Genomic DNA, 12925 nt, shown 5'->3' on the forward strand with positions numbered 1-12925 from the left:
CATGCCCCAGACCGATCGCCTGCCCGCTGCCCTGCCCGACCGCCCCTGGTGGAAGGGCGCGGTGATCTATCAGATCTATCCGCGCTCCTTTGCCGACTCCAACGGCGACGGGATCGGCGACCTGAACGGCATCACCGCGCATCTCCCATACGTCGCCAGTCTTGGGGTCGACGCGATCTGGCTGTCCCCGTTCTTCACATCGCCGATGAAGGATTTCGGCTATGACGTTGCGGACTATCGCGATGTCGATGCGATCTTTGGCACGCTCGTCGATTTCGACGCCCTGATGGCACGCGCCCACAAACTGGGGCTGAAGGTCATCATCGACCAGGTCTACAGCCATACCAGCGACGAGCATCCTTGGTTCACCGAAAGCCGATCGAGCCGCGACAACCCCAAGGCCGACTGGTATGTCTGGGCCGATGCCAAGGCCGATGGCAGCCCGCCGTCGAACTGGCAGTCGGTCTTCGGCGGCCCGGCCTGGACCTGGGATGCCCGTCGCCGGCAATATTATCTTCACAACTTCTTGAAGGAACAGCCGCAACTCCATGTTCATAATGGCGAAGTTCAAGATGAACTGATCGACACCGCGCGGTTCTGGCTCGACCGCGGCGTGGACGGTTTCCGGCTCGATGCGATCAATTTCACGATGCACGAACCGGCGCTGACCGATAACCCGCCAGCCCCGCCGACGAACCGCGTCCGCACCCGACCGTTCGACTTCCAGCTGAAGGTCAACAATCAGAGCCACGCCGACATCCCGCTGTTCCTCGAACGGATCCGGGCCTTGCTCGACACCTATGGCGACCGGTTCACCGTGGCGGAGGTCGGCGGGGACGACAGCGAACGCGAGATGAAGCTGTTCACCGCCGGCGAAACGCGGCTGAACAGCGCCTACAGCTTCGACTTCCTCTACGCGCCCGCGCTCGACCCGCAGACCGTCGCCGCCTCGACCCGCGTCTGGCCCGAGGATGCGGCGGCTGGCTGGCCAAGCTGGGCGTTCGAGAACCACGATGCCCCGCGCGCCATTTCCCGGTGGGGGGCGACCGACCGCACCGCCTTCGCCGCCATGAAGATGCTGCTGCTGCTGTCCTTACGCGGCAATGTGTTCCTATATTATGGCGAGGAACTGGGCCTGCCGCAGGTCGACGTCCCCTTCGAGTTGCTTCAGGACCCCGAGGCGATCGCGAACTGGCCGCTCACCCTGTCGCGCGATGGCGCGCGGACGCCAATGCCCTGGATCGCCGACGCGCCCAATGCCGGCTTCGGATCGGGCACGCCGTGGCTGCCGGTCGGCCCGGAGCATATTCCGCTGGCCGTCGACCGGCAGGAGGCGGATCCTCGTGCCCTGCTCCACCTGACCCGCCGGCTCATCGCGCTGCGTCGCGACAACCCGGCACTGGCTGCGGGGGACCTGACGCTGGTCGAGGTCGGAGCCACGATGCTCGTATTCGAACGCCGCGTTGCGGACCAGACCCTGCTCTGTGCGTTCAACATGGGGCCGGAACCGACCATCTGGCGGCCGATCGACCCTGATACCTGGCGGCAGCTGGAAGTCGTAAACGACGTGAATAGCTGGCATTTCAATGGATACGGCGCAATCGTCGCCGAAAGGATTGCATCATGAAATTTCTCGCATCCACCGCGCTCGCGCTGACCCTGCTCGCCACCGGCGCGACCGCACAGGACGCGCCGACCGTCAACGAGACGATCAAGCCACAGCCGCCGGTCGTCATCCCCAGCGCGACCGTGACCTCGCCCGACGGCAACATCGTCGTCACCGTCGCGACCGATCCCGAAGGCCACACGGTCTATTCGGTAACGCGCAAGGGCGAACTGATCGTCGCGCCGTCGCGGCTCGGCTTCCTGCTGACCGACCAGCCCAAGCTCGATCGCAACATGCAGATCACTTCGGCGAAAGAGACGAAGTCCGACACCAGCTGGACGCAGCCGTATGGCGAATGGAAGACGATCCGCAACAATCACAAGGAACTGCGCGTCCGCGTGACCGAGGCGACCAGCTTGCACCGGATGATGGACATCGTGTTCCGGGTCGAGGACAGCGGGGTCGGCTTTCGCTACGAACTGCCCGCACAGCCCAACCTGACTCATGCCAATATCGCGGAGGAACTGACCCAGTTCGCCTTTGCCGATCAGGCGACGGCATGGTGGATCCCCGCGTTCGAGTGGAACCGTGAGGAATATCTCTACAACACCACCCCGCTGAAGGACGTCGGCACCGCACAGACGCCGATGACGCTGAAGCTGGCCAGCGGCACGCACGTCGCGCTGCACGAGGCGGCGCTGGTCGATTATTCGGGGATGCAGGTCGCCAAGGTCGAGGGTAATACGTTGAAGGCCGTGCTGATGCCGGGCGCAGGCGCCGCCAAGGTCAGCCGCGACCTGCCGTTCGCAACACCGTGGCGGACGATGATTATCTCGGACGACGCGCCCGGTCTCTACATGAGCCACCTGGAGCTGAACCTCAACGAACCCAACAAACTGGGTGACGTGTCGTGGATCAAGCCCGGCAAATTCGTCGGTGTGTGGTGGAACATGATTACCGGCAAGTGGACCTGGGCGACGGGTCCGAAGCATGGCGCGACCAACGCCAATGTGAAGACCTACATCGACTTCGCCAGCGCCAACAAGATTCCGGGCGTACTGGTCGAGGGCTGGAACGTCGGCTGGGACGGCGACTGGTTCGGCAACGGCAATGCGATGAACTTCTCGCAACCGACGCCGGATTTCGACGCCAAGTATCTGGCGGACTACGCAAAGTCGAAGGGCGTCTATCTGATCGGCCATCACGAAACGGGCGGATCAGCCAGCCATTACGACAGCCAGCTCGACAGCGCGTTCGCCTTTGCCCGCGACCACGGCGAGCCGGTCGTGAAGACTGGCTACGTCACCGACGCCGGCCAGATCGAGCGTGTTGACGCCGACGGCACCCGCAAGCGCGAGTGGCACGAGGGGCAGTGGATGTCGAACCACTATCTGCGCGTCGTGCAGACCGCCGCCAAGTACAAGGTGTCGATCGACAGCCACGAGCCGTTCAAGGACACCGGCCTGCGTCGCACCTATCCCAACTGGGTCGCTCGCGAAGGTGCGCGGGGCATGGAATATAACAGCTGGACGGTGAAGAACCCGCCCGAGCATGAGGCGAACCTTGCCTTCACCCGGATGCTCGCCGGGCCGATGGACTTCACGCCGGGCGTCCTCAGCCTGAAGGGGTCGGATGACAGCGATATCCTGTCGACCATCGCCAAGCAGCTGGCGCTTTACGTCGTGCTGTACTCGCCGGTCGTGATGGCCGCCGATACGCCCGAGAATTACGCGAAATATCCGGCCGCCTTCCAGTTCATCAAGGACGTGCCGACCGACTGGTCCGACACCCGCGTCCTGAACGGCGCGGTCGGCGATTACGCGACCTTCGCGCGCAAGGATATGAAGTCCGATGACTGGTATATCGGCAGCGTCACCGACGAGAACCCGCGGTCGATGACCATCACGCTCGATTTCCTCGATCCCGGCAAAACCTACACCGCGCAAATCTATCGCGACGGGCCGAACGCGGATTACCGCACCGCGGCGCGTCACGCGATCACCATCGAGACGAAAACGGTCCGCAAGGGCGATACGATGGTCATCGCGCTGGCCCCCGGCGGCGGGCAGGCCATCCGTCTGAAGGCGGGCCGGTAACGCAACCGTCATCCCGGACCTGATCCGGGATCCAGAGCCACGAGGGATACCCCTTGCAGCTCTGGATCCCGGCGCGCGCCGGGATGACGAGGTCGTTACTGCACGGGAAAACCCCGCTTCTTCAACAACGCATTCACGTCCGGGTCGCGGCCACGGAAGGCGCGATAGGCCTCGGCCCGGTCGGTTTCGTTGCCGGTCGACAGCAACAGGGTGGCGAACCGGTCCGCGGTCGGCTTGTCCCACGGACTGCCCGCCTCCTCGAACGCGGCGAAGGTGTCGGCGTCCATCGTTTCGGACCACAGATAGCTGTAGTAGCCCGCGGAATAGCTGTCCGACGAGAACAGGTGCTGGAACTGCGGCACCCGGTGACGCATCACCAGTTCCTTGGGCATGCCGATCGCGGCCAGCGTCTTCGCCTCGAACGCATCGGGGTCGATCACGCCGTCGGGCACGGTATGGATCTTCATGTCGACGATCGCCGACGACAGATATTCGGCGGTCGCGAACCCCTGATTGAAGGTGCGCGACGTCTCGACCTTGTCGAGCAGATCCTGCGGCATCGCCGCGCCGGTCTGGTAATGGCGAGCATATTTGTCGAGCACGTCGCGGGTCAGCAGCCAATGCTCGTTCACCTGGCTGGGATATTCCACGAAATCGCGCGGCGTCCCCGCGAGGCCGGGATAATACACGTTCTGCAGCATCGCATGGATCGCGTGGCCGAATTCGTGGAACAGCGTCTGCGCGTCGTCGAGGCTGATGAGCACCGGCTCGCCCGCCGCGCCCCTGGCGAAGTTGTTGTTGTTGGACGACAGCACCAGTTGCGCCGGCGGCAGGCCACGCTGGCTGCGATAGGTGTTGGCCCACGCGCCCGACCGCTTGCCCGTCCGCGCGAAATCGTCGCGGTAGAACAGGCCCACGGGTTTCCCTGCGCGGTCCGTCACGCTCCACACCCGCATGTTCGGCTCGAACACGGGCACGGTGCCGGTGATTTCCTTGAACGTCAGCCCGTACAGCCGGTTGGCGGCATAGAGCGAACCCTGGATGATGTTGTTCAGCTCGAAATACGGCTTCAGCTGCGCCTGATCGAGATCATAGCGGCTCTTGCGCACCTTTTCCTGATAGAAGCGATAGTCCCACGGCTCGATCGTCAGCGACGTGCCGGCGATCTTTTGCATGTCGGCCACCTCCTCGGCCACGCGCGCCTTCGCCGCCGGCCACACCCGCATCATCAGGTCCATCGCCGCCGCCGGCGTCTTCGCCATGGTGTCCTGCATCCGCCAGTCGGCATGCGTCGTAAAACCCAGCAGGTGCGCACGGTCGGCACGCAGTTTCACGATGGCCGCGATCGTCGCGTTGGTATCATTGGCATCGCCATTGTCGCCACGCCCGACGAACGCGCGCCAGACCTTCTCGCGCAAAGCCCGGTCGGTGGCGTAGGTCAGCACCGGGTCCACCGCCGACCGCGTGTTGACGATCGCCCAGCCGGGCAACTTACGTTCGACCGCCGCCGCTTTTGCGACGGCCTTCACGCTGGCGGGCAACCCGGCAAGCTGCGCTTCGTCGGTGACGCTGATCGCGGTACTCTCATCGGCAAGCAGTTTTTCGGAAAAATTCGAGAATGCCCGCGCAAGCTGCTGATTATACTGACCCAGCTGAACCTTTTGCGCCGGGGTCAGTCTGGCCCCCTGGCGGACATAGCTGTCGTACATCCGGGTCACGAGCCGCTGCTGCTGCGCATTCAGCCCGCTTGTAGTGCGCGCCTGATAGATCGCGGCGATCCGCGCGAAGAGTTTGGGGTCGAACGTGATCGCGTCCGATGCGGCGGAAAAGCGCGGCGACCATTCCCGGTCGAGCGCCTGATAGGCCGGACTGTTCATGTTGCCGGTCATCACCCCGAACAGGGTCATGACCCGGCCGTACCGCGCGCCCGCCGTCTGCATCGGCACGATCGTGTTGGCGAAGGTCGGCTTGGCGGGATTGTCGGCGATGGCGCGATACTCCGCCGCGCGTTCCGCCATCGTCGTGTCGAACGCCTGCGGGAACAGCTCGGGCTTCACCTTGTCCCACGGCGGCACCCCGCCAGACGGACCGGTCCAGTCGGCGAGCAGCGGGTTGGCGGTAGCAACCCCCACCTGCGGACTGGCCAGCGCCGGGGAGGCGAGCAGGATGGTGGAGGCGGCGGCGAAAATCGGATGCATGCAGTACTCCGGGGGTGACAGGCGGCACAGCATACGCGCTTCACGCCCGCCGCCAACCCGTCACGGCACCCCATCACGGCGCGGTGGACGGCACCCCCCAGCCGCCGCCCAGCGCCTGGTACAGCGTCACCGCCGCCGTCAGCCGGTCGGCGCGCGCCTGCACCAGTGCCAGTTCGGTCGCGAGCAATCCGCGCTGTGCGTCGACCTGTTCGAGATAGGCCGAATAGCCGCTGCGATAGCGTTCGGTCGCCAGTTTCAGCGCCAGTGCCGCCGCATCACGCTGCGCCGCCAACGCGCGTTCCTGCTCGTCGTATCGGCGCACCCCGGCCAGCGCGTCATCGACGTCGCGAAACGCGCCCAGTGCCGCCTTGCGATAGGCGAATGCCGCCTGATCGCGCCGGGCCGCCGCCGCATCCGCCTGCGCGCGCAGCCGCCCGCCCTGAAAGATCGGCTGCAACGCATTGGCACCGATCGAAAAGATGCTGACCGGATTGGCGAGCAGGCTCGACACAACGAACCCGCCCGACCCGGTCAGCGCGATGTTCGGCATGAACGCCGCGCGCGCGGAATCCAGCGAACGATCGGCGGCAACGATCTGCGCCTCCGCCTGCGCGATATCCGGCCGGCAGCGCAGGACCGATGCCGGCACCGGCGCGGTGATCGGCGGCAGGGCCAGCCGGTCGAGTGCGACCCCGCGTTCGATCGCGCGCGGCGACGTGCCGGTCAGGACGCTGATCGCATCCTCGGTCCGCGTGATCGCCAGCAAGGCGGCCGGGATCAGCTGTTCGGTCGCGCGGTAGTCGGCATCGGCCTGCGCCAGTTCGAATCGCGACGAATAGCCGACGTCGAACCGCCGCCGCGCGATCCGTCGCGATTCCGCGCGTGCCGCCAATGTCTCTCGCAACACCGCCAGCCGGGCATCGAGCGACCGCAACGTCATGTAGGCGCTGGCCGTCGAGGTCGCGATCGCCAGACGGACGGTATCGCGTGCCGCTTGCGCCGACAGCAACGTCGCGCGCGCCGCCGCCGTCTGGTTCCGCAACCGGCCGAACAGGTCGAAGTCGTAGGACACCGTCGCCTGCACCTGCCCGATCGTCTGGTCGACGGGCACGCCGAACGGATTGATCGCACGCTGCTCGACGGGGCCGCCGCCGACCCCGATCGCCGGCAGTTGCGCGCCACGCGCCGCCAGCACGCCGGCCCGGGCTTCCTCGACCCGCGCCGCCGCCGTCGCAATATCCGGATTGTTCGCCAGCGCCTGTTCGATCAACCGCGCGAGAACAGGATCGCCGAATGTCCGCCACCATTCGGTCGCGATCACGGTATCGGCGGTGCCGCCCGTGCGCCATCCGGCCGGCGGCGCGACCGAGGCGGCGCCCGGCGCCATCGGCCGTGGTCCGGCACAGGCACTGGCCATCAGCGCCAGGATCAGGATCGACCGCGTCATCGGGCGCTCGTGTCCACGCGCGCCTCGACCGACATGCCGGGCCGCAGCCGCGCCGCGAGCGGCTGGCCGGGATCGACCGTGATCCGCACGCCGATCCGCTGCGGCACCTTCACGAAATTGCCCGTCGCATTGTCCGGCTTCAGCACCGCGAACTCCGATCCCGCGGCGGGGGACAGTCGCTCGATATGACCCTTCAGCACCGCATCGCCCAGACCGTCGACGACCAGCGACACCGGCTGGCCGGGGGCCATCTTCGCGGTCTGTGTTTCCTTGAAATTGGCGATGATCCAGCGGTCGGCGGGTACGATCTGCAGCAGCTGCGTACCGTTGGTCACATATTGCCCCAGCCGCACACCCACCTCGCCGACCTGCCCGGCCTCGGGGGCGCGGATCACGGTATTGCCAAGGTCGATCTGCGCGAGATGGAGTTGCGCACGCGCAGCCTCGACCTGCGCCTCCAGCCCGCTGCGGCCGACCTGCACCGTGCGGACGTCCTGGCGCGCGATCTCGCCGGCCGCCCCCGCCTGACGCACGGTCGCCTCTGCCGCCCTCAAGGCCGCCAGCGTCTGGTCGCGTTCACGCTGCGACACGGCACCGTCGCGGACCAGATCGTCGACACGGGCCATGTCCGCCCGCGCCTTCAGCAACTGCGCCTTAGCCGAGGCGAGCGCCGCCGACTGGCTCAGTACGCCGGCCGCACGCGACGCCTGGCTCTGCCGGCTGTTGGCCAGCGAGGCGAGCGCCGCGTCGACATTGGCCTGCGCCTGCGCCACCTTCGCGCGGTAGATCCGGTCGTCGATCCGCGCCAGGACTTGCCCGGCCTTCACCTGCGCGTAATCCCGGACCTCGACTGCGACCACATAGCCGCTCACCTGCGGGGCGATCACGGTGGTACGGCCGCGGACATAGGCATTCTGCGTCACCTCGTCGCCCGCCCCGAACGGCGGCAGCTTCCATGCCGCGGCGATCGCCAGCAACGCCGCGATCGCGATCAGGATGATGACGACGCCGGCGACCGGATGGCGCGGTGCCGGCCGCCAGGTCCGGCGCGGCCCGGCGGTCGCGGGCGTTTCGGCTGCATCTGTGGGTGCGGGTGCGGGCGCGGGTGTGGCTGGGGCGGGTGCCGGGGCGGCGGTATCGGTCATGTGGCTGGTCCCAGGGCCGCGCGTTTCTGGCGGACACGGTTGGAGAGACGGAAGAACAGGATCACGCAGAAGGTGACGATACCCAGCAGCGCGATGACGCGGAACATGTCGTTGAAGCCCATGATCGTCGCCTGCTGGGTCAGCGCGGCCGACAGCGCACCGGGGCCTTGTGCCAGCCTTGCGGCGACCTGCGGGTCGCTGCCCAGCAGGTGTTCGGACATGGCCAGCGCGTGGACGCGGGTCCGCGCGACCTGATAGGTGCCAAACAGCGCCGCGCCCAGCAGGCCGCCCAGATTCTGCGTCAGGTTGAACAGCACGACCAGGCTGACCAGCACGGTCGCCCCGCGCTCCATCAGTCGCATGAACCCGTAGAGCAGGCAGGGGCCGATGAAGAGCATGGTGGCGAACCCGACCATCGCCTGGCTGACCATCAGTTGCGCCGGACGGGTCAGCGCGGTCGCGTCGCTGTCCATCCACGCGGCCAGCGTCACGATCAGCGCGGCGACCATCACCTGATAGGGCGGACTTTTCGGCGAGGCGGTCAGCACCGCCGTCACCGCCCCCGCCACCATCGCCGCCATCACGACCCCGAACAGCCGGTGCGTCTGGTCGGTGTTCAGCCCGGCGGCGGTAATCAGGCCGATCGCGCCGACGCTCTGTTCGGACAGGATCAGCCGCATCAGGAACGCGACGATCGCGAACCGGGCCATGTCGCGACTGGTTATCCAGCGCAGGTCGATCAGCGGGTTCTTGCGGTTCAGTTCGATCAGCAGGACGCCGACGACCAGCGGCACCGCCGCCATCAGCGCCCATCCCAGCCACGGCGTGTCGGTCCACCATAGCAGCCGCGCCGATGCCAGCACGCCGCAGATCAGCCACATCGCCGGCAGGAACAGCGCGACCGTGACCAGGTCCAGCTTCTCGAACGCCTTGTGCTGCTGGCTGGGCGGCAGGGGGGCCGCCCACATCGCCGCCAGCGCGGCCAGCGCAAGGCCAAGCTCGATCAGGTGCAGCCCGTGCCAGTTCCCCGCCACCAGCATTTCCACCGGCACCATCCGCGCCAGCGGCGATCCGAACTGCGGCAGGGTGACCCCCAGCAGCAGTGCGATCGGCCGGAACTTGGCCGGTACCATCTGGATCAGGTAATACAGCGTCAGCGTCGACAGCGCCGCCGCCGTCATCCCGTCGACCGCGCGCACCATCAGCGCCGAACCGAACCCGGGCACCAGCACCTGAAACACGGTCGCGCCGGCATAGACGATCAGCAGCGTGTGCGAGACGGCGGGGATCCCGAACTGCTGCCGCGCCTTGACCAGCAACAGGTTCGCGCAGGCGTTGGTGCCGACATAGGCGGCGGTGAGCCAGCCGGCATCGGCGACATAGATGTCGAGTCCCCCCGCCAGCGCCTGGATGTTGATCGTCACCAGCGCGTAGCCGAAGGTCATGGTCAGGGCCATGACCACCGCGACCAGGCCGTACACCACGCGACGCCACGTCGCGTGTGCGGGGTTATAGGGCGATCCGGGAAAGGTCGGCTGTTCGTGGGGCGCGAAGCTGTAGTCGGCCATCGCCGCCCGAGCCTTACGGCTCGTCCTCACCCTGTCCAACATCCTCTGCACCGCCATCAGCTATGCCGGTCCCGCGACGCTGACAAGCGCATGATAGGACAGCCTCGTTGCAGTATTTGCATCCGACGCCGTACGCCGACCGGCTACATTGCCGGATCGCCCGGACGCGCCTATTTCGCCCGGGACATGATGATGGACGAACGACCATGAGCGACGACAAGTTTGAACGCCACCGCCAGCCGTGGAAACCGGACGAGATCCAGAAGCTGAACCTGCTCGCCAAGAAGGGCATGCCGCTGAAGGCGATCGCCAAAGCCCTGACCCGCAGCGAGGAATCGACCAAGGATCGCGCCAAGGCCGACGGCCTGACGATCGCCAAACTGCGCTGAAGGATATACCGCGTCGCCATCCCCGCCTGTGCGGGGGTGACGGCGCGGTATCCAGGGGCGATTGACGATTTCCCGTCCTTGAACACGCCACGAACACACCACTCGCTTTTTGCCGCATTCTGGTGTAGGCGGCCGCTTCGATGTTGCCGGTGCGTCCGGCGACCCATGTAATTTGACGGTACCGATGACACGTCTGCGCACTGGTGCAGCCGGCCCCGGAGCCGTTTTCGACCGCGTTTGGCGGTCCACCCCGGAGGCCCATGCCCTTTTCGAATCTACCCCCCCTGCTGTCCAGCGCGCTGACCGAACGCGGATACGAAGCCCCCACCCCGGTTCAGGCGTCTGTCCTTGAACCGCAGGCGATCGGCCGCGACATGGTCGTCTCCGCCCAGACCGGTTCCGGCAAGACCGTGGCATTCGGTCTGGCGATGGCCGGCGAACTGCTCGGCGAGGAAGGTCAGCTGCCGCCGCCGCGTCTGCCGATGGCGCTCATCATCGCCCCGACCCGCGAACTCGCGTTGCAGGTCAGCCGCGAACTGATGTGGCTCTATGCCAAGGCCGGTGCCCGTATCTCGACCTGCGTCGGCGGCATGGACGCCTCGAAGGAGCGTCGCAGCCTCAGCCACGGCGCGCATATCGTCGTCGGCACGCCGGGCCGCCTGCGCGACCATCTGGAGCGTGGCGCCCTCGACCTGTCGGCGCTGAAGGTCGCCGTGCTCGACGAGGCGGACGAGATGCTCGACATGGGCTTCCGCGAGGATCTGGAGCATATCCTCGACGCCTCGCCGCCCGAGCGCCGGACGCTGATGTTCTCGGCGACCATGCCGCGCCCGATCGTCGCCCTCGCCAAGCGCTATCAGCGCGACGCGCTGCGGATCTCGACCGTCGGCGAGGATCGCGGCCACGGCGACATCACCTATCAGGCGATGGCCGTCGCGCCGTCCGACATCGAACATGCGGTCATCAACCTGCTGCGTTTTCACGAGGCGGAAACGGCGATGCTGTTCTGCGCCACGCGCGACAATGTCCGCCACCTGCATGCCAGCCTGATCGAGCGCGGGTTTGCCGCCGTCGCGCTGTCGGGTGAGCACAGCCAGAACGAGCGTAACGCCGCACTTCAGGCGCTGCGCGATCAGCGCGCCCGCGTCTGCGTCGCCACCGACGTTGCCGCGCGCGGCATTGATCTGCCGACGCTCAGCCTGGTCGTCCATGTCGAAATGCCGCGCGATGCCGAGACGCTCCAGCATCGCTCGGGCCGTACCGGTCGCGCGGGCAAGAAGGGCACCGCCGTGCTGATCGTGCCCTATCAGCGCCGTCGCCGCGTCGATATGATGCTGCGCGGGGCCAAGATCAACGCAGAGTGGGTACCGGTGCCGTCGCCCGACGACATTCGCGCCAACGACCGCGAACGCCTGATCGTCGCGCTGCTCCAGCCGGTCGAGGTCGATGACGAGGATCGCGCGCTGGCCGAGCGCCTGATGGCCGAACGCAGCCCCGAGGATATCGCGGCGATGCTGGTCCACGCGCACCGCAACGCGATGCCGGTGCCGGAGGAAATGCTCGACCAGGGTGCCGCCCAGCGCCCCGAGCGCAACGACGGGCCGCGCGCCGGGTTCGAGGATACCGTCTGGTTCCGCATGAACATCGGCCGTCGCCAGAACGCGGATGCGCGCTGGATCCTGCCGCTGATCTGCCGTCGCGGGCACATCACCAAGAACGAGATCGGCGCGATCCGCATCGGTCAGAACGAGACGATGTTTGAGATCCCGCGCGTGGCGTCGCAGCGGTTCGTCGCCGGCCTCTCGCGCAGCAGCCCCGAGGAGGCCGATGACGTCGCGATCGAGGCGATCCAGGGCAAGCCCGACCTGCCGCAGGGCGGTGCGCCGCGTGGCGGCAGCAACGACCGTCGCCCACCGCAGCGTCGCGAGGGCGGCCCGCCGCAGCGCGGTGGTGCCCCCACCCGTCCGACGATGCGCGCACGCCGTCCGCAGGGTCAGTAAGCCTGTCCGTGGCGGGCGTCCGTATCCTCGTCGATGCCGACGCCTGCCCGGTCAAGGACGAGATCTACAAGGTCGCCTGGCGCCATGAGGTGCCGGCGACCATCGTCAGCAATGCGCATTTCCGCATCCCGGCCCATCCGCTGATCGACCGGGTCGTCGTCAGCGACGGGTTCGACGCGGCCGATGACTGGATCGCGGACACCGCCGACGCGCATTGCGTGGTCGTCACCGCCGACATCCTGCTCGCCGATCGGTGCCTGAAGGCCGGCGCGACGGTCGTGTCGCCCACCGGCAAGCCGTTTACCCATAGCTCGATCGGCAACGCGGTCGCCGTCCGCGCGATCATGGCCGACCTGCGCGCCGGCGGCGATGCGGTGGGTGGCCCCGCCCCGTTCGCCAAGACCGACCGCTCACGCTTCCTGTCGGCGCTGGACGCGGCGCTGGTGCGGTTGAAGCGCGGCTGAAACCCTGTTTGC

The 12925-nt window shown here is 67.1% G+C and carries 9 protein-coding genes; 5 read left to right on the top strand and 4 right to left on the bottom strand.

Annotated elements, in window-relative coordinates; all coding sequences use genetic code 11:
* The first annotated feature begins 1 nt into the window (after window position 1).
* Both ASE75_RS07575 and ASE75_RS07580 read left to right on the top strand, forming a co-directional pair.
* Entirely contained in the window at window positions 2-1627 is a 1626-nt protein-coding gene (locus ASE75_RS07575) for an alpha-amylase family glycosyl hydrolase (RefSeq protein ID WP_055931407.1), read from the top strand.
* Window positions 1624-3702, top strand: coding sequence for a glycoside hydrolase family 97 protein (locus ASE75_RS07580; protein WP_082463857.1), 2079 nt, complete (start codon window positions 1624-1626; stop codon window positions 3700-3702). The genes ASE75_RS07575 and ASE75_RS07580 overlap by 4 nt, the downstream gene beginning before the upstream one ends.
* Before the next feature lie 95 nt (window positions 3703-3797).
* Here the strand turns inward: ASE75_RS07580 and ASE75_RS07585 are convergent, their stop codons facing one another.
* The 4 genes from ASE75_RS07585 to ASE75_RS07600 all read right to left on the bottom strand — a co-directional run bounded on the left by ASE75_RS07585 (window position 3798) and on the right by ASE75_RS07600 (window position 10090).
* The gene (locus ASE75_RS07585) at window positions 3798-5900 is read right to left on the bottom strand and encodes a M3 family metallopeptidase (RefSeq protein WP_055931410.1); all 2103 of its coding nucleotides are present in this window, start codon (window positions 5898-5900) and stop codon (window positions 3798-3800) included.
* A gap of 73 nt (window positions 5901-5973) precedes the next feature.
* Window positions 5974-7347, bottom strand: coding sequence for an efflux transporter outer membrane subunit (locus tag ASE75_RS07590; protein ID WP_055931413.1), 1374 nt, complete (start codon window positions 7345-7347; stop codon window positions 5974-5976).
* Window positions 7344-8492, bottom strand: coding sequence for an HlyD family secretion protein (locus ASE75_RS07595; protein WP_055931416.1), 1149 nt, complete (start codon window positions 8490-8492; stop codon window positions 7344-7346). The genes ASE75_RS07590 and ASE75_RS07595 overlap by 4 nt, the downstream gene beginning before the upstream one ends.
* On the bottom strand, window positions 8489-10090 hold the full coding sequence (locus tag ASE75_RS07600; protein WP_200922326.1) for an MFS transporter: 1602 nt from the start codon (window positions 10088-10090) through the stop codon (window positions 8489-8491). The genes ASE75_RS07595 and ASE75_RS07600 overlap by 4 nt, the downstream gene beginning before the upstream one ends.
* 176 nt (window positions 10091-10266) lie before the next feature.
* Between ASE75_RS07600 and ASE75_RS07605 the strand changes: the two genes are divergently transcribed.
* The 3 genes from ASE75_RS07605 to ASE75_RS07615 all read left to right on the top strand — a co-directional run bounded on the left by ASE75_RS07605 (window position 10267) and on the right by ASE75_RS07615 (window position 12913).
* On the top strand, window positions 10267-10449 hold the full coding sequence (locus ASE75_RS07605) for a hypothetical protein (protein WP_055931419.1): 183 nt from the start codon (window positions 10267-10269) through the stop codon (window positions 10447-10449).
* A 260-nt stretch (window positions 10450-10709) separates the two neighbouring features.
* The gene (locus ASE75_RS07610) at window positions 10710-12449 is read left to right on the top strand and encodes a DEAD/DEAH box helicase (RefSeq protein WP_055931422.1); all 1740 of its coding nucleotides are present in this window, start codon (window positions 10710-10712) and stop codon (window positions 12447-12449) included.
* Window positions 12450-12457: 8 nt separating this feature from the next.
* Entirely contained in the window at window positions 12458-12913 is a 456-nt protein-coding gene (locus tag ASE75_RS07615; RefSeq protein WP_055931425.1) for a YaiI/YqxD family protein, read from the top strand.
* Window positions 12914-12925: the final 12 nt, after the last annotated feature.

This window comes from Sphingomonas sp. Leaf17 (assembly GCF_001421505.1).
In the GTDB taxonomy this organism is placed as follows: Bacteria; Pseudomonadota; Alphaproteobacteria; order Sphingomonadales; family Sphingomonadaceae; genus Sphingomonas.

Coding starts and splice junctions, on each gene's coding strand:
- ASE75_RS07575 (WP_055931407.1), top strand. CDS start 2: ATGCCCCAGACCGATCGCCTGCCCGCTGCCCTGCCCGACCGCCCCTGG.
- ASE75_RS07580 (WP_082463857.1), top strand. CDS start 1,624: ATGAAATTTCTCGCATCCACCGCGCTCGCGCTGACCCTGCTCGCCACC.
- ASE75_RS07585 (WP_055931410.1), bottom strand. CDS start 5,900: ATGCATCCGATTTTCGCCGCCGCCTCCACCATCCTGCTCGCCTCCCCG.
- ASE75_RS07590 (WP_055931413.1), bottom strand. CDS start 7,347: ATGACGCGGTCGATCCTGATCCTGGCGCTGATGGCCAGTGCCTGTGCC.
- ASE75_RS07595 (WP_055931416.1), bottom strand. CDS start 8,492: ATGACCGATACCGCCGCCCCGGCACCCGCCCCAGCCACACCCGCGCCC.
- ASE75_RS07605 (WP_055931419.1), top strand. CDS start 10,267: ATGAGCGACGACAAGTTTGAACGCCACCGCCAGCCGTGGAAACCGGAC.
- ASE75_RS07610 (WP_055931422.1), top strand. CDS start 10,710: ATGCCCTTTTCGAATCTACCCCCCCTGCTGTCCAGCGCGCTGACCGAA.